Below are 26,721 nucleotides of genomic sequence, written 5' to 3' on the forward strand. Positions count from 1 at the left end.
GATTACGATGCTCGTTTACTGGCTGGATATTCTTGGCACAGCCGTTTTTGCGATTTCCGGCGTTCTGCTGGCCGGTAAGTTACGCATGGATCCGTTTGGCGTGCTGGTGTTGGGCGTGGTCACGGCCGTCGGCGGGGGAACGATCCGCGACATGGCGCTGGATCATGGCCCGGTATTCTGGGTCAAGGATCCCACCGACCTGGTGGTCGCCATGGTCACCTGTATGTTAACCATCATTCTCGTCCGCCAGCCGCGTCGCCTGCCGAAATGGCTGCTGCCGGTGCTGGATGCGGTGGGCCTCGCGGTGTTCGTCGGGATTGGCGTAAACAAAGCCTTTATGGCTGGCACCGGCCCGATGGTGGCGATCTGTATGGGGGTGGTGACCGGCGTGGGCGGCGGGATTATCCGCGATATTCTGGCGCGCGAAGTGCCGATGATCCTGCGAACGGAAATCTACGCTACGGCCTGTATTCTGGGCGGGATCGTTCACGCCACGGCCTGGTATACCTTTCATGTTCCGCTGGAACAGGCGGCGATGCTGGGGATGGTGGTAACGCTGGCAATCAGACTGGCGGCAATCCGCTGGCATCTGAAGCTGCCAACCTTTGCGCTGGATGATAATGGAAGATAGCGAGTAGGCCCGGTAAGCGAAGCGCCACCGGGCATTACCGTCAGATGCTGAACGAAGAACCACACCCGCAGGTGCTGGTTGCGTTCGGGTTGGTTACCACAAAGCGTGAACCTTCCAGACCTTCGGTGTAGTCAACAGAACCACCGACCAGATACTGCAGGCTCATCGGGTCTACGACCAGCGCGACGCCCTGCTTCTCAATGGTCATGTCGCCATCGTTAACCTGATCGTCAAAGGTGAAGCCATACTGGAAGCCGCTGCAGCCGCCGCCAGTAATGTATACACGCAATTTCAGCTCCGGGTTGTCTTCATCGGAAATCAGGTCTTTTACTTTTTTGGCTGCTGCTTCGGTAAACTGCAACGGCAGCGCTACGTCATCACTCATCTTATGCTCCCATGAATACTGCTAGTGGGTAAAAATCACCCAATTCTTGTTGTCATTATCTAATACCCTGGTAATTCATTCAAGTATTCTGCTTCGCCAGGGTACGGGCAAGAATGGTGGAGTATAGCGGTTGTCCGCCGAGGAACTGGGCTAATAGTGTGGCCCCCAGGCAGGTAATGATCATTGGCAAAATGAGCTGGTAATTGTCGGTCATCTCCAGCACCAGCACAATGCCGGTCAGCGGCGCGCGCAACGATGCCGCCAGCAGCGCCCCCATTCCGGCGATGGCAAAGGTACCGGCCTCAAGATGATACGCCGGGAAGCCTGCGGCGGCGGCCATGCCAAAGGCCGTACCCAGCAACGTACCCAACGCCAGCATCGGGGCAAAAATGCCGCCAGGGGCACCGGAAGAGAAGCAGAGTACGGTGGTGATGACCCGCGAGATAAACATAAACAGCAGCAGGCCAATGCTGAAGTTACCCGCAGCCGCAATAGGGATCAGCCCAAAGCCACCCCCAGCCGCGTTGGGTTCGATAAAGCCCAGCACTCCGCACACGCCCCCCAGCAGGCCACCCACCAGCACCCATCGGGTTGTATTGCCGCCGTGGATCCGCTGGAACATATCCTGAGCGCGAATAATAAGGGCATTAAACAGCGGGCCAACAATGCCAAAAATCATGCCGAGGATCAGATAGAGCCAGAGCGTATTGACCGGGGCGTTGGTCAACTTACCGACCTCAATGACCGCCCCTTCGCCATTGAAAAGCCGAAAGACAATGCTCGACATAATCACGCCGGTAAAGACCGCTTTAATCGAGATCAGGTTATAGCGAAACTGGGCGCGCATCTCTTCAATGATAAAGAGGATCCCCGCCAGCGGGGCATTAAACGCAGCGGAAAGCCCCGCGGCGGCACCGGTTGCCAGCAACGTATGGCGTGCTTCAGCGCTGCGCATTCTGAACAGATCGCTGACCATACGGCCAACATTACCGCCCAGCTGTACGGTCGGCCCTTCCCGTCCGAGCACCATCCCCGCTCCAAGCGTCCCCATTCCGCCGATAAACTTAACGGGCAGTACACGCCACCAGCGGACCGGACGCAGCTCTTCGAGCGCCCCTTCTATCTCAGGGATCCCCGAGCCGCCCGCTTCCGGGGCGAATTTACGCACCAGAAAATAACCGACCATCGCAAGCAGGGCAGATAAGCCGAACGCCAGGATCCAGACTACCCCTTCACGATCGGCATAACCCGCAACGGTGCCAATGCGCCAGTTCAGCACGCCATTAACGGCCCTTTCAAACGCGACGCCCACCAGCCCTGCCAGCGTGCCGACAACGGCTGCGCCCAGCAAAATTGCCAGCGGCGTCTTGTCGCGGTTGAGCAGCCGACGGATGCTGATACGATGTTGCGCACGCGCAAATTGTTGTTCTTCAAATGAGGGGGAATCTGATTTCATTGCCTGTTAAGTTTCGTCATACAAATCGCCGCAGGGATTTTACCAGAGACCGTCCAGCCGTCTCCTGAAAATTGCTTAACAATTGTTAATGCATTACCAGGGTAAAAATTTCATAACCTTCCACGAATCACTTAGAATAGTGCGCTTAACCATTTTATACGAGCCAGGAATCACGCCATGAGTAAGTCTGAAACGCTTTACAGCGCTGCCCGCGAGCTAATCCCTGGCGGTGTTAACTCCCCGGTCCGTGCCTTTACCGGCGTGGGCGGTACACCGCTGTTTATTGAACGTGCCGATGGCGCCTATCTGTATGATGTGGATGGCAAAGCCTATATCGACTATGTCGGCTCATGGGGCCCGATGGTACTGGGACATAACCACCCGGCTATCCGTAACGCGGTCATCGAAGCGGCGGAGCGCGGTTTAAGTTTCGGCGCGCCAACCGAGATGGAAGTCAAAATGGCGGCGCTGGTGACTGAACTGGTCCCGACCATGGATATGGTGCGCATGGTGAACTCCGGTACCGAAGCGACCATGAGCGCCATCCGTCTGGCCCGTGGCTTTACCGGCCGTGACAAAATCATCAAATTTGAAGGTTGCTACCACGGTCATGCCGACTGTCTGCTGGTGAAAGCCGGTTCCGGCGCCCTGACCCTCGGCCAGCCGAACTCTCCAGGCGTGCCGGCGGATTTCGCGAAGCACACCCTGACCTGTACCTATAACGATCTCGATTCGGTGCGTGCCGCCTTTGAACAGTATCCGCAGGAGATCGCCTGCATCATCGTTGAGCCGGTGGCGGGCAACATGAACTGCATTCCACCGCAGCCGGGCTTCCTGCAGGGCCTGCGTGCGCTGTGTGACGAGTTCGGCGCGCTGCTGATTATCGACGAAGTGATGACCGGCTTCCGCGTGGCGCTGGCGGGCGCCCAGTCTTATTACGACGTGGTGCCGGATCTCACCTGTCTGGGCAAAATCATCGGCGGCGGCATGCCGGTGGGCGCCTTCGGCGGTCGCAAAGAGGTGATGGATGCGCTGGCCCCAACCGGTCCGGTCTACCAGGCGGGCACCCTCTCCGGGAACCCAATTGCCATGGCCGCCGGTTTCGCCTGTCTGACCGAAGTGGCCCAGCCGGGGATCCACACCACCCTGACCGATCGCACTACCCAACTGGCAAACGGTCTGCTGGACGCGGCGGAAGATGCGGGTATTCCGCTGGTGGTAAACCACGTGGGCGGCATGTTCGGCCTCTTCTTCACCACGGCTAAAACCGTCACCTGCTATCAGGATGTGGTGCAGTGCGACGTTGAGCGCTTCAAGCGCTTCTTCCATCTGATGCTGGACGAGGGCGTTTACCTGGCGCCGTCGGCGTTTGAGGCGGGCTTTATGTCGGTTGCGCACAGCGAAGAGGACATCAACAAAACCATCGAGGCGGCGCGCCGGGTGTTTGCGAAGCTCTGATGATGTTGTTTGCCGGGTGGCGCTAACGCTTACCCGGCCTACAAAACCCTCGAACCGTAGGCCGGGTAAGGCGAAACCGCCACCCGGCATTTTTTTACCGGCTCTGCTTGCGCAGCAGATAGATAAAGTACGGCGCACCGATAAAGGTGGAGAGCAGCCCCGCCGGGATCTGATACGGGAACAGCACCATCCGGCCGCACCAGTCGGCGAACACCAGCAGTATCCCTCCGATTAACGCCGACATCACAATGTGCGGCATCGTCCGACGGAAGCCCATCATCCGCGCGATGTGCGGCGCCATCAGCCCGATAAAACTCAGCGGGCCAATCGTCAGGGTCGCCGTCGCCGTCAGCGCTGCCGCCAGCAGCAGCAGGCCGATTCGCGAGCGGTTCAACGCCATGCCCACCGAACGGGCCGTGTCGCCACCCAGCGGCAGCACCGTCAGCCAGCGACGGCAGAGCGGCACCAGCGCCAGCAGGAGGAGCATTGCTATCCCGGTGCTCATAACCTGTTCGGTCGTCGCATTATAGGTTGAGCCGGAAATCCAGGTCAGGATCTGCGCCATACGCGGATCGCCGCTGGCCTGCAGCATCATCAGCAGCATGGTGAAGGCGGTGCTCAGCGCCATCCCCGCCAGCAGCATCCGGTGCGGCGAGAAGCCGCCGCGCCCGGCAGAGACCAGGATAATCAGCAGCGTCGCTGCGGCACCAAGGCTACCCGCAGGCATCAGCCAGCCGAAGGCATTACCCGGTACAAAGAAGAGCATCAGCACCACGCCGAACGCCGCACCGGAGCTGATCCCCAGCACTTCCGGGCTCGCCATCGGATTACCGGTAAGACGCTGAATAATGCAACCCGCCACCGCCAGCATCACCCCGGCCATCAGGGCGGCAAAAATACGCGGCGCGCGCCACGGCAACAGTTCGTCAAGCATCGCTCCGCTCGCCCAGTGCCATCCCTGCGCATCCCGGCCAAACGCCATCGCCGCTATCACCGCCAGCAGCAGTACCGCGCCGCCTGCCAGGGCAAACCACACCACGTGGTGGCGCTCGGCCTGCACTTTATCGCCCGCGTTCATCGCCGGGGCGCTCATGCTGCGCAGACGCGGCAGCAGCCACAGCAGCAGCGGCGCGCCGATCAGGGCGGTTACAGAACCGGTGGAGACCTCCATCCACACCCGCGTCAGCCAGAGGATCACCTGGTCAGAGAGCCAGAGGATCAGCGCCCCAATCAGCGAGGCCAGTATCAGTCGGGAGAGCAAGCGTCGCGCCCCCAGCATTTTCGCCAGCAGCGGCGCGAACAGGCCGATAAAGCCGATGATGCCCACGGCATTCACCAGCAGAGCACTGATAACAATCGCCAGCGTCAGCGCTGCCAGACGCGCCAGAGAGAGCGCCAGCCCGAGGTTACGCGCCACGCCATCATCCAGCCCCATCAGGGTAAGCGGGCGCAGCAGCAGCAGAGTCAGCACCACGCCGCCGAGCAGCTGCGGCCACAGGCGTTGGACGATGCTCCAGTCGGTTTGCGTCAGCGTCCCGGTGCTCCAGAGGAACATGCTTTGCAGCTGGTCGTGATGGAAAATCACCAGCAGTTGGTTAACCGCGCCGCAGTAAAGGCTCACCACCAGGCCTGCCAGGATCAGGGTGACCGGCGAGAGGCGTTTACCCCAGGCCACGCCAAAGACAATCGCCCCGACGACGCAAGCGCCCACCAGCGCGGCGAACTGCGCCGCCAGTACGCCCGGTAGCGCCCACAGGGTGATGATGGTCATCCCCAGCTGGGCACCGGTTGCCACCCCCAGAGTGGTTGGCTCGGCGAGCGGGTTACGCAGCACCTGCTGGAACAGTACGCCCACCAGCCCAAGCCCGGCCCCCACCAGCAGCGAGATCGCCAGCCGCGGCAGCAGGCTGTAGTGGAACAGCATCTGTTGAATATTGTCGATATCCGGGGCGGCCAGCGCGCTGCCCCACTCGCTGCGCGGCAGCGCAATGCTCAGGTTCCACCAGGTTAAGCCCAGCGCAACGGTCAGCAGCAGCGCCATAAACAGCGCCGGGAAAAGGGCAATCCGTGACCTCATGCCTGGCCTCCCAGGGCGCTATCCAGCACGCGGGCAAAGTGCATTGCCGACAGCGTCGCGCCGTAGAACCACACCGCGGGAACGCGCTTCACGCGCTGCTGGCGGACAAACGGCATCGCCTGCCACAGCGGCGTCGCCATTAGGGTCTGCATTTCCCGTTCATTGCCGTGATCGAAGCAGAGCACATCCACATCCTTAAACGCCGCCAGACGGTCGATGCCGACGGCGGTACTCCCCCAGAAGGTCATCTCCCCTTCCCAGGCGTTTTTAATCCCATAGCGATCCAGCACTTCCTGGAACAGGCAGTTATTGCCAAACACCAGCATATGACGGGCATCGAGCAGCGTCACCATCAGTAGCGGGCGATCTCCACGACCGGCGAAGCGCGGTTTGAAACTGTCAATCACGCTGTCGAAATGGTCGAGATGCTGGCGGGCCGCACTCTCCAGATTCAGAAGCTGCGCCATCTCGGTTAACGATTTGCGGGCGTTAGCCAGCGGCTTTTTCCCGTCGCTAAAGGCAAAACCCCGCCCCGGCGCAATGCGCGCCAGCTTCTCTTCTGACGGGCCATACCCGGCCGACCAGACCAGGTACGAGGGTTTCATCTGGGTGAGCAGTTCGAGGTTGGGCTCGGTACGCAGGCCGATGTCGATAACCGACTCTGGCAGCCGGGGCTCGTTCACCCACAGGGTGTAGTTAGGAATATCGGCCACGCCGTAAGGGGTCACGCCGAGCGCCAGCAGCAGCTCAACGGGGAGCCACTCCAGGGCCACAATGCGCTGCGGATCGATTGCGGCAGCCTGCGCCGTGTTCATTTTCCACAGCAGCGGCGAGAGGGCCATGGCCGTCAGCAGGCGGCGACGGCTAATCATAAAATCAGGCATCAGTAGACAAAGCTCACCGGTGCCGCTCCCGCAGGATGCGGCAGAATACCCATAGGAATGCCGTAAATGTTTTCCAGCGTCTCGCTGCGCATCAGCTCGGCAGGCGTGCCCTGGGCGATCATCTCCCCGCCGCGCAGCGCCACCAGGTAATCGCAGTAACGCGCCGCCATGTTGATGTCGTGCAGCACCGCAATCACCGTCAGCCCGCGCTGCTGGCTTAAGCGATGCACCAGCGCCAGCACATCCACCTGATGGGCGATATCGAGGGCCGATGTCGGCTCATCCAGCAGTAAACAACGGCTATCCTGCGCCACCAGCATGGCGATCCAGGCCCGCTGGCGTTCGCCGCCGGAGAGGCTATCCACCAGACGATGGGCCAGCGGTTTTAACCCCACCAGCGCAATCGCCTCTTCCACTTTCTCGCGGTCGGCCACGCCAAAACGCCCCAGCGCGCCATGCCAGGGATAACGGCCAATCGCCACCAGCTCGCGGACGGTCATCCCTTCCGCCTGCGGCAGTTGCTGCGGCAGATAGGCCACCTTGCGGGCAAAGGCCTTGCTGTTCCAGCTCTCCAGCGGCTGTCCATCCAGCAGGATATCGCCCTCAGACGGCGGCTGATGGCGGCCGAGCATTTTCAGTAAGGTGGATTTGCCGGAGCCGTTATGGCCGATAAGGCCGGTCACCTGGCCTGCGGGGAAGGTCAGCGAAAGGGGATGCAGCAGCGTGCGTCCGGGAACGCGAAAGGAGACGCCATCGAGTGCAAAAGTGGTATCGGATTGCGGGTTGTTTTCCTGCATGTCAGCCAACTTAAGTAAAGAAAAGGGCACGAAAAACGTGCCCAAATTTAAAGGTTAGAAGCGGAAGGTCGCAGTCGCAACAACCTGGCGTTCTGCTCCCCAGAAGCAGCCATAGGTGTTGAAGCAGCTGGCGACGTATTCACGATCCAGCAGGTTGTTCACGTGCAGCGCCACGTTCGAGCCCGCCATGCCAAAGCGCGCCAGATCGTAGCGCACCAGCGCATCCATCACTGCGTAACTGCCCACCTTAAAGGAGTTCGCCGGATCGCCATAGCTGGAGCTGGAGAAGCGACCGCCGGTGCCCAGGGTCAGGCCAGAGAGTGCGCCATCATAGAAGGTGTAATCCCCCCACAGGGAAGCCATATGCTCAGGCACCTGCGCCGGGGTGTTGCCTTTGTAGTTGGTGTCGGTGGTGTACTCCACGTCGGTGTAGGTGTAAGACCCCACCACGTTCACGCTGGCAGACAGCGCTGCTTTGGCTTCGATCTCCACGCCGCGGGCGCGGATCTCGCCGCCTTCAACCGAGAAGAACGAGCCCGCAGGATCGGCCATCAGGTTGTTGGTTTTGGTCAGTTGATACAGGGCCCCGGTCAGAACGATCGGACGATCGCTCGGCACGTACTTCACGCCCACTTCGTACTGCTTGCCTTTAGAAGGCGCAAACGGCTTACCCTGCGCGTCGGTCTGGGAAGAGGGCTCGAAAGATTCGCTGTAGCTGAAGTATGGCGTCACGCCGTTATCGAACAGGTAGTTCACCCCGCCGCGCCAGGTGAACTGGTTGTCATCACGTGATGCGGTGGTGCCCGCGACGCGGTTAAACGAATCCTGCTCTGCCCAGTCGTAACGGCCACCCAGGGTGACCAGCACCTTGTTCCACTGCGCCTGATCCTGCACGTAGAGACCGGTCTGCTGCTGCTTGTTCAGGATCTGATACGGACCGGAGTTCGCCGGGTTTTTTGAGTCGAAATCGAAATCGCTGTACACCGGGTTGTAGAGATCCAGCAGCGGAACGGAAGCGTCATAGCCAAACCAGGCGTTGATATCGTTACGCATACGCATATAGTCAACGCCGGTCAGGAGGATATGGTCAACGTCGCCGGTGGCGAATTTGCTCTGCAGCTGGGTATCAACGGTGAAGTTTTGCAGCTTCTCGTCGTCAACCACATATTTACGCGCCAGGTAATGGCCTTTGTCCGCAGGTGATAACGCGTTACAGAGGGCGTTGCCACTGTTCGCCGCATCGGAGCAGACGCCGTAACCATAGACGCTGTTCTGCGAGGTTTTATTCTCGGCAAAACGCAGGTTCTGACGCACGGTGAAGGTGTCGTTGAATTCGTGATCGAAGCTATACCCGACCATCTTCTGGTTACGGGAGTAGGTATTGTTTTTCGCCCCTTCGTTGAAGTCGGTCGGCAGGCGATCGCCGTTTGGCAATGGATCAACCGTGCCCTCTTTCGGCAACCAACCGTAGTAACCGGTCTCCGGTTCGTTCTGGAAATAGGAGAGGAAGGTGAAGTTGGTTTTATCAGACGGACGCCAGGAGAAGGATGGCGCAATGGTGTAACGCTGCTCTTCCGCACGCTCCTGCTGGGCGTTGTTAGAACGCGCCAGACCGGTCAGGCGATAAGAGTAAACCCCGTCGTCGTCCAGCGCATCGCTGAAGTCAAACCCGGTCTGGAACAGACTATCCGTCCCGACCTTAAACTGCACCTCTTTCAGCGGCTCGGTCAGTGGACGCTTGCTGACCATATTCAGCAAACCTCCCGGGCTGCTTTTGCCGTAGAGAACGGAGGTCGGGCCGCGCATCACTTCCGCGCGCTCGATCATATAAGGGTCAATTACCGCGTCGTTATAGAAGTTGCCCTGCATCTTCATGCCGTCGAGGTAGTTGTTCTGGCTTTGGCCATCGGCAGCAAAGCCACGAATAATCAGGTAATCGTAAGTATTGGACGCGCCACGCGTACCGACTGCCACCCCTGGCGTATAGCTCAGTGCTTCTTTCACCGAGCGCGGCTGGTGCAGCGCCATCTCTTCCGCGGTCACCACGGAAATCGACTGCGGCACCTTCTCAATGGAGGTATCCGTCTTGGTGCCGGTAGCGGACTGGCGTGCCGCAATGGTCGCCGCTGGTCCCCAGGCGCTCTCCTGCGGAGCAGGCGCTGCGGTGACGGTGATGGTTTCTTCTTTTTTAGGGGTTTCGGCAGCGTGAGCGTAAGCAGACATGCCGCTAACCGCTGTGGCTACAACAACTGCGATTTTACGCAGTGAAGATTGCATTGGCTGAGCAGTTTTTGAAAGCGCCATTGGTATATCTCTGATGAAAGCGTGAATGATAACGTAAACGAGAATTATTATTATGACCGCAGCATATTATGCGAAACATTCACGGCATAGCAAGTGATATGCGCCCCTACAGGAAATGAGGGTATAAGAATTAAACAATGGAAAATAGAGGGTTAATAAATGGAGATTTGAGTGTTGGAGGGATGTTTAATTGAGGTGAAAATTCCCTCTCCCGCAGGAGAGGGAATAGTGGTGAGTTAACCGCCGAACATATCCTTGATCCAGCCCGCGACACCGTCGCTCTCCTTCTTCTCGGGCTGCTGCTGCGGCTGCTGTTGTTGCGGCTGCGACTGCGGCTGTGAAGACTGGTCAAACGGATTACCCGATGGTTCCGGGGCAGCCTGCTGACACAGGGAGTCCGGGTTGCTGGTCCAGACCGGCAGGCGACGCATCCCGCCGCCACACACAAAGTTGCCCGACTCATCCACGCCCATATCGACGATATCTTCCGGTGGCGTCAGGGTTAACGGCACTGGCGACTGGTTAGCCAGATAGCGCTGGTAGATAGACATCGCCCCGCTGGCGCCATACAGCTTGGTTGGCTGGTTGTTATCGCGCCCTACCCAGGTGATCACCACTTCACGTCCGTCGATACCCGCAAACCAGGTGTCGACGTTGTTGTTGGTGGTCCCGGTTTTACCCGCCAGGTGCAGGCCAGGGTACTTCGCCCCCAGCTGACGCCCGGTACCGCGCTGCACAACCTGCTGCATGGTCCAGAGGGTCATATAGGCAGCCTGCGCCGGTACGGCACGCTCAGCCTGCGGGAAGCTCTGGTACAGCGGGGTGCCGTCTTCGGCAATCACTGAACGCAGCGCAGAGAGCGGAGCACGGTTCCCGCCGCTGGCGATGGTCTGGAACGCCTGCGCCACTTCAATTGGCGTCAGGTTCAGGGCCCCCAGCAGCATGGCCGGAACCGGATGCAGCTGATCTTTCGGCACGCCCAGTTTTAGCCAGGTATCGGTGACTGCTGGCAGGCCAAGCGCCATCCCAAGGTTAACCGTCGGCACGTTCATGGAACGCGTCAGGGCGTCCACCAGCATCACCTGGCCGCTGTACTGCTTATCGTCGTTCTGCGGCGACCAGACCTGGCCATTCGGCTGGCGCAGGGCAATCGGGGCATCGGCGATCCAGGTGTTGAGACGATACTGGTTCGGCTGGCTCAAAGCGGTGAGATAGGTCGCCGGTTTAGCCAGAGAGCCGATCGAACGGCGTGCCTGCATGGCGCGGTTATAGCCCGCAAACTGCGGCTCTGCCCCGCCGACCATCGCCCGCACTTCGCCGGTGGTGCGATCGACTACCACCATCGCGGTCTCCAGATCGTTCAGCTTGCGCTGTTTTTTCAGCGCCGGAATGCCTTCTACCGCCGCCTTCTCTGCGGCATCCTGCGCCACGGAGTCAAAGGTGGTGAAGATCTTCACGCCGGAGAGATCTTTAACTTTATCGCCCAGTTTGGCCTGCAGCTCCTGACGCACCATCTGCATAAATGCAGGCTGCGGGGAGATGACGCCGCCGCGCGGCTGTACGCCCAACGGACGTGCGCTGAGCATGTCATACAGCTCCTGGTCGATCACCTGCTGCTGTTGCAGCAGACGCAGCACCAGATTACGCCGCTCCAGAGCCAGTTTCGGGTTACGCCACGGGTTGTAGATGGAGGCACCCTTAACCATGCCCACCAGCAACGCCTGCTGGTCGAGGCTCAGCTCTTCCACCGGACGGCCAAAGTAGTAGAGGCTCGCCAGCGGGAAGCCGCGAATTTCATTGTCGCCGCTCTGACCGAGATAGACCTCGTTCATATAGAGCTCAAGAATGCGGTCTTTGCTGTAGCGCGCATCCATCAGCACGGCCATGTAGGCTTCGTTGGCCTTACGCCAGTAGGAGCGTTCGCTGGAGAGGAACAGGTTCTTCACCAGCTGCTGGGTCAGGGTACTTGCCCCCTGCACCGTGCGTCCTGCGGTGAGGTTCGCCAGCACCGCACGACCGATGGAGTAGAGGCTGACGCCATCGTGCTCATAGAAGTGACGGTCCTCGGTCGCCAGCAGGGTATCCACCAGCAGATCCGGGAAGCCATTACGCGCCACAAACAGGCGCTGCTCGCCGTTTGGCGAGGAGAGCATGGTGATCAGCCGCGGATCGAGACGGAAGAAACCGAACTGACGGTTGTTCTCCATGTTCTCAATGGTTTCCAGATGATCGCCGTCGAAGGTCAGACGCGCGCGCACCTGCCCCTCTTTACTGTCCGGGAAGTCAAACGGACGGCGGATCATCTCAATGCTCTTCGCCTGCACCGTAAACTCGCCGGGACGGGTCATCTTCGTCACCTGGCGGTACTGGGTCGCCTCCAGCAGCTTGACCATCTCATTCTTGCTGATGGACATATCCGGCTCAAGGTTAACCATCCGGCCATAGACCGCCGCCGGCAGCTGCCAGACTTTGCCGTCAATGCGGCTGCGGATCTTTTGATCCAGATAGACGCCATAGATCGCCAGCAGGATGAGGAAAACAATAAACAGCTTCAGCAGCAGCCAGAACCAGCCGCGCTTGCCACGAGGTTTACCTTTTTTGCCTTTTCCTTTACGTGGCGCAGGTGCGTCATCGTCATACTCATTATCAACATCGTCGTACTCTTCATCTCTGAGGCGTCGACGGCCTGCCTTTTCTTTTGCCGGACGGGCAGGTCTTCCTTTACGTCCAATTGGCTCGCGGTCATTCCCCGCCATGCTTTCTCTCCGCAACTATCAGGCGCAAAGGCCCGATTCTCTGGTCTTCCCCCTGATGGAGGAAGAAGAAATCTCTCAAATTTACCCTCTCAGAGGGTATTGCCGGGTGGCGCTACGAATACTTCTTCGTGCGCCGGGTCGGCGCGGTATTTGCCGGGTCGTCCGGCCAGACATGTTTGGGATAACGCCCTTTCATCTCTTTTTGCACCTCGCGGTAGCTGCCAGCCCAGAATGCACCCAAATCCCGGGTGATCTGCAGCGGACGCTGGGCCGGTGACAACAGCTCCAGCACCAGCGGCACCCGCCCCTGCGCAATGGCAGGCGTGGTCGCCTCGCCAAACATCTCCTGCATGCGTACCGCCAGCGCCGGAGGATTATCTTCATGATAACGAATGGCTATCCGGCTGCCGGTGGGCACAGTGTAATGCCCTGGAAGCTCGGTATCCAGACGTTGGCGTAACGACCAGTCGGTTAAGTTCTGTAATGCCGCCTTAACATCCAGCGCTTTTAGCGCGCGCAGGGAGTGTACGCCACTCATTTGCGGCAGTAACCAGTTTTCCAGATTTGCCAGCAGCGAGGCTTCGTCTACCGCGGGCCACGCGTACTCCGGCAGCCACTGCGCCGCGCAGTGCAGGCGAAGCCGGTACTGCTCCGCCTCCGGGGTCCAGTTCAGCACGCTGAGCCCTTTATCGCGGATGCCGTTAAGCATCGCCTGATGCAGCTCCTCTTCCGAGGGCTTTGCCAGCGGCTTAACGCTCACCGTCAGGCGGCCAATCTGCGAACGCCGCAGCGCCTTCAGCGTGCCCTGCGCTTCATCCCACTCCACGGTGTCAGACTGTTCCACCAGGCCCGGAGAAGCGGCGATCAGAGTATCAATATCCACTGCTATAGCCTGCAGAATACGGGCATCCGGCGACTGGCTGCCCTGCAACAGTAGCGGGGCAATCAGCCACTCGTGGCGGGTCATGGCGTCGTCGCTCTGTAGCATCGCGCCCATGCCATTTGCCAGTTGATAGCGTCCATCAAGCCCACGGCGGCGGGCGATCCGGTCGGGAAACGCCTTCGCCAGCAGCACGGGCACCCGGTCGCTCTCCGGCGCCCCGCCCCGGCTGTTCAGGCGCGCACTCAACTGCCGGGCACGCTGCTGCCACTCCGGCTGATTGCGGGAGAAGGCCTGAGCCAGATCGCTACTGGTGCCACGCGGCGGCTGTTCAAGGATAGCGGCCAGCTTTGCCGCCGTCGCAATATCGTCGTCATCCGTCGCGCTGGCCAGCATGGCCGCCAGCCGCGGATCGTTGCCAGACTTCGCCATCTTCTGACCAAAGGCGGTGAGCTTCTCTCCCGCCAGCGCCCCAAGCTGCGTTAATAAGCGCCGGGCCGCCGCAAGGTTAGTCGCAGGCGGCAGATCCAGCCAGTTTAATTGCGAGGGTTCCCGGCAGCCCCACTGCAACAGTTCCATCAGCAGGCCGCTGAGATCGCTTTGCATAATTTCGGGCGTGCCCTGCGCCGCGGCGCGTTCTGCCTGCTCAAACGGCGTAAGATGCAGGCAGATTCCCGGCTCCAGTCGCCCGGCGCGCCCGGCGCGCTGGGTCATGGAAGCCTGGCTCACGCGCTGGGTCAGCAGGCGGGTCAGGCCGGTGCGCGGGTCGAAATTCGCCACCCGCTCCTGGGCGGAGTCCACCACCAGCCGGATGCCCTCGATGGTCAGGCTGGTTTCGGCAATATTGGTCGCCAGCACCACTTTGCGCTGCCCTGGCGGGGCTGGCAGGATCGCTTTACGCTGCTCGGCCAGCGGCAGCGCGCCATACAGCGGGCAGAGCACCACGTCATCACTTACGCGACGTGACAGCTGCTCCTGTACCCGCTGGATCTCAATCACGCCGGGTAAGAACAACAGCAGCGAGCCCGGCTCCTGGCGCAGCAGCTCGGCGGTGGCGACCGCCACCGCTTCGTCGAAACGCAGATGGGTGGAGAGCGACTTATAGCGCCGCTCCACCGGAAAAGTACGGCCCTCAGACACGATGGTGGGCGCCTCCGGCAGCAGGCGCTGGAGCCGCTCGTTGTCCAGGGTCGCGGACATGATCAGCAGTTTGAGATCGTCCCGCAGTCCCTGCTGGACATCCAGCAGCAGCGCCAGCGCCAGATCCGCCTGCAGGCTGCGCTCGTGGAACTCATCAAGGATCACCAGCCCTGTGCCGTTAAGCTCGGGATCCTGCTGCAGCATCCGGGTGAGGATCCCCTCGGTGACCACCTCCAGCCGGGTGTTGGCCCCCACGCAGGTTTCGGCGCGCATCCGGTAGCCGACCGTCTCGCCGGGCTTTTCCCCCAGCAGCTCCGCCAGGCGCTGCGCCACGTTGCGGGCCGCGAGCCTGCGCGGTTCGAGCAGGATGATTTTGCCGTTGATCGCCCCCTGCGCCAGGATCTGCAGCGGCAGCCAGGTCGATTTGCCCGCACCGGTTGGCGCGTTCAGCAGCACCTGGGGGGCATGTTGTAAGGCGTGAAGGAGATCGGGAAGGACAGCGGCGACCGGCAACAAGGACACGAATGGCTCCAGAGGGTTAACTTTAGACGGCGTACATTGTAGCATCGCCACAATTCATTACCGAGTGCGCCGTATGTCCGAGTCAAAAAGGTTGTTTTTTGCCATTGAAATGCCTGCCTCGCTCCAGCGGCAGATCGTCCGCTGGCGCGCCGACCACTTTGCGCCGGAAGCGGGCCGTCCGGTGGCGGGCGGCAACCTGCACCTGACGCTGGCGTTTTTAGGGGATGTCAGCCCTGAGAAACAGCAGGCGCTGGCGGCAATGGCCGGACGCATCCGTCAGCCGGAGTTTACCCTGACGCTGGACGATGCCGGACAGTGGCTGCGCTCCCGCGTCGTCTGGCTGGGTACCCGCCAGCCGCCGCGGGGTTTATTACAGCTGGCCAACATGCTGCGGGCCCAGGCGGCGCGCAGCGGCTGCTATCAAAGCCCCCAGCCGTTTCATCCGCATATCACCCTGCTGCGCGATGCCAGCCACGCCGTGGCCATTCCGCCACCGGGTTTTCACTGGTCGTTTGCGGTGAAAGATTTTGTCCTCTACGAGAGCCGTTTCGCAGGCGGGCGCACGCGCTACACGCCGCTCCAGCGCTGGACGCTTACCGAATAACAAGGAATTTGCATGCAGTTTACCCCTGCCCTACAACCCGCCACGCTGGTACAACGCTATAAACGTTTTCTTGCCGACGTGGTAACGCCTAACGGTGAAACCCTGACCCTGCACTGCCCCAATACCGGGGCGATGACCGGCTGCGCCACGCCGGGGGATACCGTCTGGTACTCCACCTCCAGTAATATCAAACGTAAATATCCTCACACCTGGGAAATAACCCAGACCGCGGACGGAGAATATATTTGCGTCAATACGCTGCGAGCGAACCAGCTGGTCAAAGAGGCGATTAGTCTGGATTTTATTCCGGAACTGCGCGGCTATAACACGCTAAAAAGCGAGGTAAAATATGGCAGCGAAAGCAGCAGAATCGACTTTATGTTGCAGGCAGACGATCGCCCCGAGTGCTATATTGAAGTGAAATCAGTGACGTTAGCTGAGAACGATAACGGTTATTTCCCGGATGCGGTGACGCTGCGAGGGCAGAAGCACCTCCGGGAGCTTATGAGTGTAGCGGCGGCGGGCAAACGCGCCGTGCTGTTATTTGCGGTATTGCACAGCGCAATTGGGCGATTTTCACCCGCCCGCCATATTGACCTTAAGTACGCGCAACTGTTGAATGAGGCACAAAAGCAGGGGGTAGAGGTTTTGGTGTATAAAGCTGAACTTTCTGCCGATAATATCACTCTGAGATCCGCTCTCCCCGCCACGTTATGAAAGGGGTTGAGCGTTGGCTAATAAGTATTCTGGTCGTGTGCGCAAATACGCTTTTCCTCACAGGCTTGTCAAGTGTTACGTTTAGATAATTGCCTTACGGAAAAGCATCTGCTATTTATAGCGGCCTGATTTTTCCCCCAACACGGGGATCGATAGTGCGTGTTAAGGAGAAGCAACATGCAAGAAGGGCAAAACCGTAAAACATCGTCCCTGAGTATTCTCGCCATCGCTGGGGTGGAGCCGTATCAAGAGAAGCCGGGCGAAGAGTATATGAATGAAGCCCAGCTATCACACTTCAAGCGAATCCTTGAAGCATGGCGTAATCAACTCCGGGATGAAGTCGATCGCACCGTTACACATATGCAGGACGAAGCGGCTAACTTCCCGGATCCGGTAGACCGTGCCGCCCAGGAAGAAGAATTCAGCCTCGAACTGCGTAACCGTGACCGCGAGCGCAAGCTGATCAAAAAGATTGAGAAAACGCTGAAAAAAGTCGAAGACGAAGATTTCGGCTTCTGCGAGTCCTGCGGTGTCGAAATCGGCATTCGTCGTCTGGAAGCCCGTCCGACAGCCGACCTGTGCATCGACTGTAAAACGCTGGCAGAAATCCGCGAAAAACAGATGGCCGGTTAATGCCAGCCCTGTTATGACGCTACCACAGGCGGGAGTTCTCTCCCGCCTGATTACTTTCTGCGCTGTGTAATTATGCCTGCTGACTATATTGGGCGCTTCGCGCCATCCCCCTCTGGCGAACTGCATTTCGGCTCGCTTATTGCCGCCCTTGGCAGCTATCTGCAAGCCCGTGCCCGACAGGGTATCTGGCGCGTGCGTATTGAAGATATCGACCCTCCGCGTGAAGTTCCCGGTGCGGCAGAGTCCATTCTGCGACAGCTGGAACATTACGGCCTGCACTGGGACGGCGATGTTCTCTGGCAATCCCAACGCCACGAAGCCTACCGCGAACGCCTGGCCTGGCTGCATGCCGAGGGTCTTTCGTACTACTGCACCTGCACCCGCGCCCGCATTCAGCGCGTCGGCGGCGTCTATGACGGCCACTGCCGCACCCTGCATCACGGCCCGGAAAATGCGGCGGTGCGGGTGATGCAACAGCATCCCGTCACCTGCTTTACCGACCGGTTACAGGGTGAACTCCACGCCGATGCGCGCCTGGCGGGCGAGGATTTCATTATCCATCGGCGGGACGGGCTGTTTGCTTATAACCTGGCGGTGGTGGTGGATGACCATTTCCAGGGCGTAAACGAAATTGTGCGCGGAGCCGACCTGATTGAACCTACCGTCCGGCAGATTTCGCTCTACCGGCTGTTTGGCTGGCCGGTTCCGGACTACATTCACCTGCCGCTGGTGGTGAATGAAAAAGGGATGAAACTCTCGAAACAGAATCATGCCCCCGCATTACCGACCGGCGATCCTCGCCCTGTTCTTATCAATGCTTTACAATTTCTAAACCAGGATGTAACAAATGAGTGGCAGGATCTGCGCACCGAAGAATTGCTGGAAAAAGCGGTGGCCAACTGGTCGCTCATTCGCGTGCCGAAAATCCAGCATTCTCAAATGCGTCTCGCTGAGCTATGATTAGCCGCTATTTTTTGTCCTGAATTCTGAAACACACACTACCGAGGTGTACTATTTTTACCCGAGTCGCTAATTTTTGCCGTAAGGTGCTGAGCCGCGATGAGAGCATGGCGGATGACGTCATTGTTCAAAATACGATGTCGGTTATTCCGCGCGAACAGCATGCTATTTCCCGCAAAGATATCAGTGAAAACGCCCTTAAGGTGCTTTATCGCCTGAATAAAGCTGGCTATGAGGCGTATCTCGTTGGTGGCGGGGTGCGTGACCTGTTGCTGGGCAAAAAGCCGAAAGATTTTGACGTGACCACCAGCGCCACGCCTGAGCAGGTGCGGAAATTATTCCGCAACTGCCGTCTGGTTGGCCGCCGCTTCCGTCTTGCTCACGTCATGTTTGGGCCGGAGATCATCGAAGTGGCCACCTTCCGTGGTCATCACGAAGGCACGCCAACCGATCGCACCACTTCCCAGCGCGGCCAGAACGGTATGCTGCTGCGTGACAATATCTTCGGTTCTATCGAAGAAGATGCCCAGCGTCGCGATTTCACTATCAACAGCCTGTATTACAGCGTGGCTGACTTTACCGTCCGCGATTTCGTGGGTGGGGTGCCGGATCTTAAAGCGGGTCTGATTCGCCTGATCGGCAACCCGGAAACCCGCTACCGCGAAGATCCGGTGCGGATGCTGCGTGCCGTGCGTTTTGCCGCCAAGCTGGGTATGCACATCAGCCCGGAAACCGCCGAGCCGATCCCGCGCCTGGCGACGCTGATCAACGATGTGCCCCCGGCGCGTCTGTTTGAAGAGGCGCTGAAGCTGCTGCAGGCTGGTCACGGTTTTGCCACCTATCAGCTGCTGCGCGAATACAGCCTGTTCCAGCCCCTGTTCCCGACCATTACGCGCAACTTCACCGAAAAAGGTGACAGCGCGATGGAACGTATCATCGACCAGGTGTTGAAGAATACCGATAACCGCATTCAGAACGATATGCGCGTTAACCCGGCATTCCTCTTTGCGGCGATGTTCTGGTATCCGCTGCTGGAGACGGCACAGAAGATTGCTCAGGAGAGCGGTCTGGCCTACTACGATGCCTTCGCCCTGGCCGCTAACGATGTGCTGGATGAAGCCTGCCGTTCGCTGGCGATCCCGAAACGCATCACCACGCTGGTGCGTGATATCTGGCAGCTTCAGCTGCGGATGTCCCGTCGTCAGGGTAAACGCGCATGGAAGTTAATGGAGCATCCAAAATTCCGTGCGGCTTACGATCTGATGGCCCTGCGTGCCGAAGCGGAGAACAACCGCGAGCTGCAGGCGCTGGTGCAGTGGTGGGGTGAGTTCCAGGTTTCTGCGCCACCGGCGCAGAAGGACATGCTGACCGGTCTCGATGAAGAGCCGGCGCCGCGTCGCCGCCATCGTCGTCCACGTAAGCGTGCTCCACGCCGCGAAGGGGCCGCATGACGCTGACCTATATCGCCATCGGCAGTAATCTGGCCTCTCCGCTGGAGCAGGTCAATGCTGCCGTCCAGGCGCTGGGCGACATTCCGCAGAGCCGCGTTGTCGCCCTCTCCTCTTTCTATCGCACGCCCCCGCTGGGCCCGCAGGATCAGCCCGACTACCTCAACGCCGCCATTGCGCTGGAAACCGCCCTTAGCGCCGACGCGCTGCTGGACAACACCCAGCGCATTGAGCTGCAGCAGGGGCGCGTGCGTAAAGAAGAGCGCTGGGGACCGCGCACCCTCGATTTGGATATCATGCTGTTTGGTGATGCGGTGATTAACACCGAACGCCTGACCGTACCGCATTACGACATGAAACGCCGCGGCTTTATGCTCTGGCCGCTGTTTGAAATTGCCCCCGACCTGATCTTCCCCGACGGCGAAAGTTTAAGCGCCCTGTTGACGCAGCTTAACGCCGAAAAACCGGCCCGCTGGTAACAGTAAATTTCCATTGATTAACCATGAAATATTTATGGTTAATCGGTTACGTAAAATCATTGTTCCCCCGAATGTTACTGTTAGAATGCGCAAAGATTCGCTTTGGGCTATCAGGAAACAGTATGAAACCAACCACCATCGCCACCCTGCAGAAATGCAAACAGGACAAGCAGCGCTTCGCCACCATTACCGCCTATGACTACAGCTTCGCCAAACTCTTTGCCGAAGAGGGGATTAACGTCATGCTGGTCGGCGACTCGTTAGGGATGACGGTCCAGGGACATGACTCCACTCTGCCGGTGACGGTAGAAGATATTGCTTATCATACCCGGGCGGTTCGCCGCGGAGCCCCAGCTTCTCTGCTGCTCGCCGATCTGCCGTTTATGGCCTACGCCACACCGGAGCAGGCGTTTGAAAATGCCGCCACGGTGATGCGCGCCGGGGCCAACATGGTCAAAGTGGAAGGCGGCGCCTGGCTGGTTGAGACCGTAGGCATGCTCACCGAGCGCGCGGTGCCGGTATGCGGCCATCTGGGGTTAACCCCGCAGTCGGTCAATATCTTCGGTGGCTATAAGGTGCAGGGCCGCGGTGACGCTGCCCAGACCCTGTTTGATGATGCGCAGGCGTTAGAAGCCGCAGGAGCACAGCTGCTGGTGCTGGAGTGCGTGCCGGTGTCGCTGGCGAAACGCATTACCGAGGCGCTTTCTATTCCGGTGATCGGCATTGGCGCCGGTAACGTCACCGACGGACAAATTCTGGTGATGCACGATGCGTTTGGCATTACCGGCGGGCATATCCCAAAATTTGCGAAGAATTTCCTTATCGACGCAGGCGACATGCGCGGCGCAGTCAGGCAGTATATTGCCGACGTTGAATCGGGTGTTTACCCGGGTGAAGAACACAGTTTCCAGTAAGGAGTCTTGTTGTGCTAATCATTGAAACCCTGCCGCTGCTGCGCCAGCATATTCGTCGCCTGCGCCAGGAAGGTAAACGTATCGCGCTGGTGCCCACCATGGGCAACCTGCATGACGGCCACATGAAGCTGGTGGACGAAGCCAAAGCCCGTGCCGATGTGGTAGTGGTGAGCATTTTTGTTAACCCGATGCAATTTGACCGTGCCGACGACCTGGCCCGCTACCCGCGCACGCTGCAGGAAGATTGCGAGAAGCTGAAAAAGCATCAGGTCGATTTCGTCTTCGCCCCGGCACCGAATGATGTCTATCCTAAGGGTACGGAAGAGACGACCTATGTGGACGTACCGGGTATCTCCACCATGCTGGAAGGCGCCAGCCGTCCGGGTCATTTCCGCGGTGTTTCTACCATCGTCAGTAAGCTGTTTAACCTTGTGCAGCCGGATATCGCCTGTTTCGGCGAGAAAGATTTCCAGCAACTGGCGCTTATCCGCAAGATGGTAGCCGACATGGGCTACGACATCGACATCGTTGGCGTACCGATCGTGCGTGCCAAAGATGGCCTGGCGCTGAGCTCCCGCAACGGCTACCTCACCGCTGACCAGCGTAAAATCGCGCCGGGTCTGTATAAGGTGATGAGCGCGATGGTTGAAAAGCTGCAACAGAAGGCGCTGAGCAGTGAAGAGATTATCGCCATTGCCGAACAGGAGCTGAATGACAAAGGCTTCCGGGCTGATGATATTCAGATCCGCGATGCCGATACGCTGCTGGAGCTCTCTGCCACCAGCAAACGCGCGGTGATCCTGGTTGCTGCGTGGCTCGGTCAGGCGCGCCTGATCGACAACAGTGTCGTTGAACTGGCTCAGTAATGACTGAGCTGATAGATAGCTAATGGATTAGTTTCCCTTCCCACTTGCGGGCAAGTGGGTTACGAAGAAGAGTAAAGGTAACATCATGATTCGCAAAATGTTGCAAGGTAAGCTTCACCGTGTGAAGGTCACTCAGGCCGATCTGCACTATGAAGGCTCCTGCGCGATCGATCAGGATTTTCTCGACGCGGCGGGTATTCTTGAAAACGAAGCCATTGATATCTGGAACGTGAGTAACGGCAATCGTTTCTCAACCTATGCTATCGCGGCTGAACGGGGTTCTAAAATCATCTCCGTGAACGGTGCAGCCGCGCACTGTGCCAACGTGGGCGATATCGTCATCATCGCCAGCTTCGTTATGATGTCCGACGAGGAAGCCCGCCGCTGGCAGCCGAAAGTGGCCTATTTCGAAGGCGACAACGACATGAAACGCACCGCGAAAGCGATCCCCGTTCAGGTTGCCTGATGCTACCCCTGCGGCTGATTGCTGATCAGCCGCGACATGGTCTCTAAAGAATCCGTTCTGAGAACGTACAAACGCTTTAACAAGAACGGATTATCTCCCGGCTTTACCTTGCCTTTTACCGTCGTCACCGCCAGATGAAAACCGGCGTCATTCGCCGCTTTTACCGCATTATCGTTGTAACCGCCAAAGGGGTACGAAAGATAGAGCACGTGCGGGTTAAACTGCGCCAGCGCGCGGCGGGAGTGTTTGAAATCCATCACGATGTTGTGGTAACTGCGGCTGAGCAGGATCGGATGGCGGTTATTGTCCACCCGGTGCAGGAAATGGGTGTGCGACTGCACGTCAAAAACATCCTGGATCTCCCGCAGCTCGGAAATGCTCATAAACTGCAGCGTCTTTGGATCCCACTTCTGCGGATGCGCTTTGATGCGCGACGAGATAATAAAGGCCGTGGCGTGAAAGCCGTACTGCCTGAGGATTGGCCAGGCGTAGCGGCTGACCGATTTCAGGCCGTCGTCAAAGGTGATCACCACTGCCCTGGCGGGCAGGTTCATTTTGTTACGCACATAACCTTCGAGCTGATACAGGGTCAGCGTGGTATAGCCCTGGTCGCGCAGCCAGGTCATCTGGTTATTGAAGGCACGTACGCTGGTGGTGGTTGAGGTATGGCGGAAACGGGTGTTCTCTTCATCGCGCAGGATATGGTGATAAGTGAGCACCGGCAGGCCATTATCTTCCTGCGCATCCAGGCTGCTGACCCAGGCCAGACGGTTAGCGATGCGGATCTGATACCACGTCTGATTCAGGCGATCCTTGAGTTTATTGAGGATCGGATAGCGCAGATTATCTGCCAGCGTACCGAACGGGGCGCTACCGGCGCTGGGCGCGTTGTAGATCGGCGTATCCTTCCACGTAATTAAATTCTGGTTGCTGAGAGGCTTGTTCAGATCGCCCAGGCTATCCTCCACCCGCTGTTTGCCCTGCACTTCGCCCAGATGCCCTTTGTCGATAAAACCGGTGCCAAAGCCAAACCGGAACTCATAGTAATCCGTCGGGGTGGGAGAAACGGCGATGATCTGCCCGGCGCGCACATTGCCGACGGTCACGACGCGGTTACCTACCTGCGCCCAGATGGTGGCATCTTCGGTGGTTTGCATATAACGGGCCGGAGCCCCTTGCGGGCTTAGCAGACTGGCAGAAGCGCCGCCGGAAACCAGCAGAAGAAGCAGAAGAAAAATACGCGAGAACATAGAGAATTATTCAGTACGAAAATCGGACGACATTGTAGCAAAAGCACCGGTAATACCAATGTTTAATATTTCTCCGGTCCATGCAGCAGAATGAAGGGCGGGTTTTTCTGCTGCTGGTGCCACAGGCTGCTGACGTCCGGCGCGCCGTGGGCCACGATGGTGTTACGAAAGCTGACGCTGTCGGTCGTTTCACGCAGGGGGTACATCATCTCCAGCAGCGGATAGCTTATCCCGGAGATCACTTCGCAATTCTCATGCTTATGGCTGAGCAGGGCGGCTGCGCGATACGGCGCAGCGCCGGAGATGTCGGTCAGAAAGATCACCCCGTCACCGCTGTCGGCTTGATGCTGGGCATCACACAACATACGGCTGAGCATATTGCAGCTTAAGCCGCGCCAGAAATTGACCACCTGGCATTGCTCCAGCGGCCCAAAGCGAGCGGCAAGCCGATCCGCCATCAGCTGCGCGTGTTCTTCATGGCACGTTATTACCCAACCCAGCATCGTCGCCTCTCATCAGAAAGGGGTAGTGTAGCGGGAGAGATAAGGTATGGGGGTGACGGTGGTCAATAAAGCGGCCCGGCAACAGAACGCCGCCGGGCCTGATGGTTAGCTACGCAGCCCACGTCCGCGCTGGATCAGATTCCAGCACAGCAGATAGAAGGCAACGATAAAGATCACCAGCACGCCAACGGTCGTCACCAGCGGCACATCGGAAATGCCGAGGAAACCAAAGCGGAAGCCGCTGATCATATAGACGATAGGGTTCAGGTGTGACAGCCCCTGCCAGAACGGCGGCAGCAGCGTCAGGGAGTAGAAGACCCCACCGAGGTAGGTGAGCGGCGTCAGAACGAAGGTCGGGATCAGGCTGATATCGTCAAAGGTTTTAGCGAATACCGCGTTCAGCAGCCCCGCCAGAGAGAACAGTATCGCCGTCAGCAGCAGCGTCAGGCCGACAAACAGCCAGGAGTGCACCTGGAATGGCACAAAGAACAGCGAAACGGCGGTGACCAGAATGCCGACGCACAGGCCGCGCGCGACCCCGCCCCCGACGTAACCGGCGATGATGACGTGGGTAGGCACCGGCGCCACCAGCAGCTCTTCAATGTTGCGCTGGAACTTGGCGCTGAAGAACGACGACGCCACGTTGGCGTAGGCGTTGGTGATGACCGCCATCATGATCAGGCCCGGCACAATAAACTGCATATAGGTAAAGCCGTGCATCTCGCCGATGCGCGAGCCAATCAGGTTGCCGAAGATAATAAAGTAGAGGGTCATGGTGATCACCGGCGGAACCAGGGTCTGGATCCAGATACGCATGAAACGGTTGATCTCTTTGGCCCAGATACTTTTCAGCGCCACCCAGTAAAGCTGCATCATGCGCGATCTCCTTGTTTCTCATGGACCAGCGAGACGAAGAGCTCTTCCAGTCGGTTTGCTTTGTTACGCATACTTAATACCTGAATCCCCTGCTCGCTCAGCTGGCTGAAGACGCTGTTGATCCCCTGCTCGCGCAGCACTTCCACTTCAAGCGTGGAGGTATCCACCAGACGGTACTGATAGCCGACCAGCTTCGGCAGCGGACTTTTTGCCGCCAGGTCGAGAATGAACGTCTCTGACTTCAGCTTGGAGAGCAGATCTTTCATTGAGGTGTTTTCCACCAGCTCGCCGTGCTGAATGATGCCGATATTGCGACAGAGCATCTCAGCCTCTTCCAGATAGTGGGTGGTGAGGATAATGGTGGTGCCTTTGTCGTTTAAATCCTTCAAAAAGCTCCACATTGAGCGGCGAAGCTCGATATCCACCCCGGCGGTGGGCTCATCGAGGATCAGCAGCTTTGGCTCGTGCATCAGGGCGCGGGCAATCATCAGACGACGCTTCATGCCGCCGGACAACATCCGCGCACGTTCGTTGCGTTTCTCCCACAGATCGAGCTGCTTAAGATACTTTTCGCTGCGCGCGACCGCCTCTTTGCGCTCGACGCCGTAGTAACCCGCCTGGTTCACCACAATCTGCTGTACGGTCTCAAACGGATTGAAGTTAAACTCCTGCGGCACCAGCCCCAGCTGGCGTTTGGCGTTGACCACATCTTTCTCCAGGTCATAGCCAAACACGCTCACCCGGCCGGAGGATTTGTTCACCAGCGAGCTGATGATACCGATGGTGGTGGATTTACCTGCCCCGTTAGGCCCCAGAAGCGCATAAAAATCACCGGCTTCTACTTTGAGATCTATCCCGCGCAGCGCCTGGACGCCGCCCGGATAGGTTTTTTTAAGTTGCTCAAGCTCAAGTGCAATCGCCATGAAATAAACTTACCTATAGTTCTGACACACGTTGTGTGGTTTCATTAAAAGTCGGGTTACCCTATAGTAGCGCAACGCAATCACTCGGTTACAGGCCGTTAGCCTCCATGAACGACATAGATACACTCATCAGCAATAACGCACTATGGTCAAAGATGCTGCTGGAAGAAGATTCCGGATTTTTTGAGAAACTGTCTCAGTCTCAGAAACCACGCTTTCTCTGGATTGGATGCTCCGACAGCCGCGTTCCGGCTGAACGTCTTACCGGCCTTGAACCTGGCGAACTCTTTGTTCACCGCAACGTTGCGAACCTGGTGATCCACACTGACCTGAACTGTCTCTCTGTGGTGCAGTATGCAGTAGATGTTCTGGAAGTCGAACACATCATCATTTGTGGTCACTACGGCTGCGGCGGCGTGCAGGCAGCGGTTGAAAATCCGGAACTGGGCCTTATCGACAACTGGCTACTGCACATTCGTGATATCTGGTTCAAACATAGCTCACTGTTGGGTCAAATGCCGCAGGAGCGCCGCCTGGACACCCTGTGCGAGCTGAACGTGATGGAACAGGTCTACAACCTCGGCCACTCCACCATTATGCAGTCGGCGTGGAAACGTGGGCAGAAGGTGACGATCCACGGCTGGGCGTATGGCATTCACGATGGCCTGCTGCGCGATCTGGAAGTGACCGCAACCAACCGAGAGACGCTGGAGCAGCGCTACCGTCAGGGTGTCTCTAACCTGACCCAGAAGCACGTTAACCACAAGTAAACGCAAAACGGCAACGCAAGTT

24 protein-coding genes are annotated in these 26,721 nt (G+C 58.6%); 12 read left to right on the forward strand and 12 right to left on the reverse strand.

Features of this window, described 5'->3' with window-relative positions; genetic code table 11:
* Window positions 1–7 precede the first annotated feature (7 nt).
* A complete protein-coding gene (locus ACT3IC_RS05470; protein WP_103178325.1) occupies window positions 8–631 on the forward strand; it encodes a TRIC cation channel family protein in 624 nt (207 codons plus the stop codon).
* A 40-nt stretch (window positions 632–671) separates the two neighbouring features.
* On the opposite strand, the gene erpA is transcribed toward ACT3IC_RS05470, so the two are convergent.
* Both erpA and clcA read right to left on the reverse strand, forming a co-directional pair.
* Window positions 672–1,016, reverse strand: a complete 345-nt coding sequence (erpA, locus tag ACT3IC_RS05475; protein ID WP_039030319.1) for an iron-sulfur cluster insertion protein ErpA — start codon at window positions 1,014–1,016, stop codon at window positions 672–674.
* 79 nt (window positions 1,017–1,095) lie between these two features.
* Complete coding sequence (gene clcA, locus ACT3IC_RS05480; RefSeq protein WP_103178324.1) at window positions 1,096–2,472, reverse strand: H(+)/Cl(-) exchange transporter ClcA; 1,377 nt, start codon at window positions 2,470–2,472, stop codon at window positions 1,096–1,098.
* 177 nt (window positions 2,473–2,649) lie between these two features.
* Between clcA and hemL the strand changes: the two genes are divergently transcribed.
* On the forward strand, window positions 2,650–3,930 hold the full coding sequence (gene hemL, locus ACT3IC_RS05485; RefSeq protein WP_156653932.1) for a glutamate-1-semialdehyde 2,1-aminomutase: 1,281 nt from the start codon (window positions 2,650–2,652) through the stop codon (window positions 3,928–3,930).
* Between the two features lie 94 nt (window positions 3,931–4,024).
* Here hemL and fhuB read toward each other — a convergent pair whose 3' ends face one another.
* From fhuB to hrpB, 6 genes are all read right to left on the reverse strand, one after another.
* Window positions 4,025–6,007, reverse strand: coding sequence for a Fe(3+)-hydroxamate ABC transporter permease FhuB (gene fhuB / locus ACT3IC_RS05490; protein WP_473476608.1), 1,983 nt, complete (start codon window positions 6,005–6,007; stop codon window positions 4,025–4,027).
* Entirely contained in the window at window positions 6,004–6,891 is an 888-nt protein-coding gene (gene fhuD, locus ACT3IC_RS05495) for a Fe(3+)-hydroxamate ABC transporter substrate-binding protein FhuD (protein ID WP_409201130.1), read from the reverse strand. Before fhuD ends, fhuB begins: the two co-directional genes overlap by 4 nt.
* Entirely contained in the window at window positions 6,891–7,688 is a 798-nt protein-coding gene (fhuC, locus tag ACT3IC_RS05500) for a Fe3+-hydroxamate ABC transporter ATP-binding protein FhuC (RefSeq protein WP_103823288.1), read from the reverse strand. Before fhuC ends, fhuD begins: the two co-directional genes overlap by 1 nt.
* A gap of 54 nt (window positions 7,689–7,742) precedes the next feature.
* Window positions 7,743–9,992 carry a ferrichrome porin FhuA gene (gene fhuA / locus ACT3IC_RS05505; protein ID WP_103178319.1) on the reverse strand — a complete coding sequence of 750 codons (2,250 nt, stop codon included), beginning with the start codon at window positions 9,990–9,992 and terminating at the stop codon, window positions 7,743–7,745.
* Between the two features lie 236 nt (window positions 9,993–10,228).
* Window positions 10,229–12,748: a bifunctional glycosyl transferase/transpeptidase gene (mrcB, locus tag ACT3IC_RS05510; RefSeq protein ID WP_473476611.1), complete on the reverse strand. Its 2,520-nt coding sequence runs from the start codon at window positions 12,746–12,748 to the stop codon at window positions 10,229–10,231.
* Window positions 12,749–12,860: 112 nt separating this feature from the next.
* On the reverse strand, window positions 12,861–15,290 hold the full coding sequence (gene hrpB / locus ACT3IC_RS05515; RefSeq protein ID WP_473476614.1) for an ATP-dependent helicase HrpB: 2,430 nt from the start codon (window positions 15,288–15,290) through the stop codon (window positions 12,861–12,863).
* Window positions 15,291–15,363: 73 nt separating this feature from the next.
* Here hrpB and thpR point away from each other — a divergent pair, with 73 nt between their 5' ends.
* The 9 genes from thpR to panD all read left to right on the forward strand — a co-directional run bounded on the left by thpR (window position 15,364) and on the right by panD (window position 22,377).
* Window positions 15,364–15,894, forward strand: a complete 531-nt coding sequence (gene thpR, locus ACT3IC_RS05520; RefSeq protein WP_103178316.1) for an RNA 2',3'-cyclic phosphodiesterase — start codon at window positions 15,364–15,366, stop codon at window positions 15,892–15,894.
* Between the two features lie 12 nt (window positions 15,895–15,906).
* The gene (gene sfsA, locus ACT3IC_RS05525; RefSeq protein ID WP_159339972.1) at window positions 15,907–16,611 is read left to right on the forward strand and encodes a DNA/RNA nuclease SfsA; all 705 of its coding nucleotides are present in this window, start codon (window positions 15,907–15,909) and stop codon (window positions 16,609–16,611) included.
* Window positions 16,612–16,788: 177 nt separating this feature from the next.
* Window positions 16,789–17,244 carry an RNA polymerase-binding protein DksA gene (gene dksA, locus ACT3IC_RS05530; protein WP_012016093.1) on the forward strand — a complete coding sequence of 152 codons (456 nt, stop codon included), beginning with the start codon at window positions 16,789–16,791 and terminating at the stop codon, window positions 17,242–17,244.
* 72 nt (window positions 17,245–17,316) lie between these two features.
* The gene (gene gluQRS, locus ACT3IC_RS05535; protein ID WP_103178314.1) at window positions 17,317–18,204 is read left to right on the forward strand and encodes a tRNA glutamyl-Q(34) synthetase GluQRS; all 888 of its coding nucleotides are present in this window, start codon (window positions 17,317–17,319) and stop codon (window positions 18,202–18,204) included.
* 53 nt (window positions 18,205–18,257) lie between these two features.
* Entirely contained in the window at window positions 18,258–19,655 is a 1,398-nt protein-coding gene (gene pcnB, locus ACT3IC_RS05540; RefSeq protein WP_210405546.1) for a polynucleotide adenylyltransferase PcnB, read from the forward strand.
* Window positions 19,652–20,131 carry a 2-amino-4-hydroxy-6-hydroxymethyldihydropteridine diphosphokinase gene (folK, locus tag ACT3IC_RS05545; protein WP_159339974.1) on the forward strand — a complete coding sequence of 160 codons (480 nt, stop codon included), beginning with the start codon at window positions 19,652–19,654 and terminating at the stop codon, window positions 20,129–20,131. The genes pcnB and folK overlap by 4 nt, the downstream gene beginning before the upstream one ends.
* A 122-nt stretch (window positions 20,132–20,253) precedes the next feature.
* Window positions 20,254–21,045, forward strand: coding sequence for a 3-methyl-2-oxobutanoate hydroxymethyltransferase (panB, locus tag ACT3IC_RS05550; RefSeq protein WP_159339975.1), 792 nt, complete (start codon window positions 20,254–20,256; stop codon window positions 21,043–21,045).
* Window positions 21,046–21,056: 11 nt separating this feature from the next.
* Entirely contained in the window at window positions 21,057–21,911 is an 855-nt protein-coding gene (gene panC, locus ACT3IC_RS05555; RefSeq protein ID WP_103823278.1) for a pantoate--beta-alanine ligase, read from the forward strand.
* A gap of 85 nt (window positions 21,912–21,996) precedes the next feature.
* Window positions 21,997–22,377: an aspartate 1-decarboxylase gene (panD, locus tag ACT3IC_RS05560; RefSeq protein WP_032616579.1), complete on the forward strand. Its 381-nt coding sequence runs from the start codon at window positions 21,997–21,999 to the stop codon at window positions 22,375–22,377.
* Window positions 22,378–22,379: 2 nt separating this feature from the next.
* Here the strand turns inward: panD and ACT3IC_RS05565 are convergent, their stop codons facing one another.
* The 4 genes from ACT3IC_RS05565 to ACT3IC_RS05580 form a co-directional block, all read right to left on the reverse strand.
* A complete protein-coding gene (locus tag ACT3IC_RS05565) occupies window positions 22,380–23,627 on the reverse strand; it encodes a polysaccharide deacetylase family protein (RefSeq protein ID WP_473476619.1) in 1,248 nt (415 codons plus the stop codon).
* Window positions 23,628–23,689: 62 nt separating this feature from the next.
* Window positions 23,690–24,130 carry a PTS sugar transporter subunit IIA gene (locus ACT3IC_RS05570; protein ID WP_473476622.1) on the reverse strand — a complete coding sequence of 147 codons (441 nt, stop codon included), beginning with the start codon at window positions 24,128–24,130 and terminating at the stop codon, window positions 23,690–23,692.
* A 105-nt stretch (window positions 24,131–24,235) separates the two neighbouring features.
* Entirely contained in the window at window positions 24,236–25,006 is a 771-nt protein-coding gene (locus ACT3IC_RS05575) for an ABC transporter permease (RefSeq protein ID WP_103178307.1), read from the reverse strand.
* Window positions 25,003–25,929, reverse strand: coding sequence for an ABC transporter ATP-binding protein (locus ACT3IC_RS05580; RefSeq protein WP_103178306.1), 927 nt, complete (start codon window positions 25,927–25,929; stop codon window positions 25,003–25,005). Before ACT3IC_RS05580 ends, ACT3IC_RS05575 begins: the two co-directional genes overlap by 4 nt.
* Window positions 25,930–26,036: 107 nt before the next feature.
* Between ACT3IC_RS05580 and can the strand changes: the two genes are divergently transcribed.
* Window positions 26,037–26,699, forward strand: a complete 663-nt coding sequence (gene can, locus ACT3IC_RS05585) for a carbonate dehydratase (protein WP_103178305.1) — start codon at window positions 26,037–26,039, stop codon at window positions 26,697–26,699.
* The last annotated feature ends 22 nt before the right edge of the window (window positions 26,700–26,721 follow it).

The organism is Leclercia sp. GHBNCSD (assembly GCF_055805075.1).

What these genes read in the sequence shown, in the direction of transcription:
- ACT3IC_RS05470 (WP_103178325.1), top strand. Translation starts at nt 8, where the DNA reads ATGCTCGTTTACTGGCTGGATATTCTTGGCACAGCCGTTTTTGCGATT.
- erpA (WP_039030319.1), bottom strand. Translation starts at nt 1,016, where the DNA reads ATGAGTGATGACGTAGCGCTGCCGTTGCAGTTTACCGAAGCAGCAGCC.
- clcA (WP_103178324.1), bottom strand. Translation starts at nt 2,472, where the DNA reads ATGAAATCAGATTCCCCCTCATTTGAAGAACAACAATTTGCGCGTGCG.
- hemL (WP_156653932.1), top strand. Translation starts at nt 2,650, where the DNA reads ATGAGTAAGTCTGAAACGCTTTACAGCGCTGCCCGCGAGCTAATCCCT.
- fhuB (WP_473476608.1), bottom strand. Translation starts at nt 6,007, where the DNA reads ATGAGGTCACGGATTGCCCTTTTCCCGGCGCTGTTTATGGCGCTGCTG.
- fhuD (WP_409201130.1), bottom strand. Translation starts at nt 6,891, where the DNA reads ATGCCTGATTTTATGATTAGCCGTCGCCGCCTGCTGACGGCCATGGCC.
- fhuC (WP_103823288.1), bottom strand. Translation starts at nt 7,688, where the DNA reads ATGCAGGAAAACAACCCGCAATCCGATACCACTTTTGCACTCGATGGC.
- fhuA (WP_103178319.1), bottom strand. Translation starts at nt 9,992, where the DNA reads ATGGCGCTTTCAAAAACTGCTCAGCCAATGCAATCTTCACTGCGTAAA.
- mrcB (WP_473476611.1), bottom strand. Translation starts at nt 12,748, where the DNA reads ATGGCGGGGAATGACCGCGAGCCAATTGGACGTAAAGGAAGACCTGCC.
- thpR (WP_103178316.1), top strand. Translation starts at nt 15,364, where the DNA reads ATGTCCGAGTCAAAAAGGTTGTTTTTTGCCATTGAAATGCCTGCCTCG.
- sfsA (WP_159339972.1), top strand. Translation starts at nt 15,907, where the DNA reads ATGCAGTTTACCCCTGCCCTACAACCCGCCACGCTGGTACAACGCTAT.
- dksA (WP_012016093.1), top strand. Translation starts at nt 16,789, where the DNA reads ATGCAAGAAGGGCAAAACCGTAAAACATCGTCCCTGAGTATTCTCGCC.
- gluQRS (WP_103178314.1), top strand. Translation starts at nt 17,317, where the DNA reads ATGCCTGCTGACTATATTGGGCGCTTCGCGCCATCCCCCTCTGGCGAA.
- folK (WP_159339974.1), top strand. Translation starts at nt 19,652, where the DNA reads ATGACGCTGACCTATATCGCCATCGGCAGTAATCTGGCCTCTCCGCTG.
- panB (WP_159339975.1), top strand. Translation starts at nt 20,254, where the DNA reads ATGAAACCAACCACCATCGCCACCCTGCAGAAATGCAAACAGGACAAG.
- panD (WP_032616579.1), top strand. Translation starts at nt 21,997, where the DNA reads ATGATTCGCAAAATGTTGCAAGGTAAGCTTCACCGTGTGAAGGTCACT.
- ACT3IC_RS05565 (WP_473476619.1), bottom strand. Translation starts at nt 23,627, where the DNA reads ATGTTCTCGCGTATTTTTCTTCTGCTTCTTCTGCTGGTTTCCGGCGGC.
- ACT3IC_RS05570 (WP_473476622.1), bottom strand. Translation starts at nt 24,130, where the DNA reads ATGCTGGGTTGGGTAATAACGTGCCATGAAGAACACGCGCAGCTGATG.
- ACT3IC_RS05575 (WP_103178307.1), bottom strand. Translation starts at nt 25,006, where the DNA reads ATGATGCAGCTTTACTGGGTGGCGCTGAAAAGTATCTGGGCCAAAGAG.
- ACT3IC_RS05580 (WP_103178306.1), bottom strand. Translation starts at nt 25,929, where the DNA reads ATGGCGATTGCACTTGAGCTTGAGCAACTTAAAAAAACCTATCCGGGC.
- can (WP_103178305.1), top strand. Translation starts at nt 26,037, where the DNA reads ATGAACGACATAGATACACTCATCAGCAATAACGCACTATGGTCAAAG.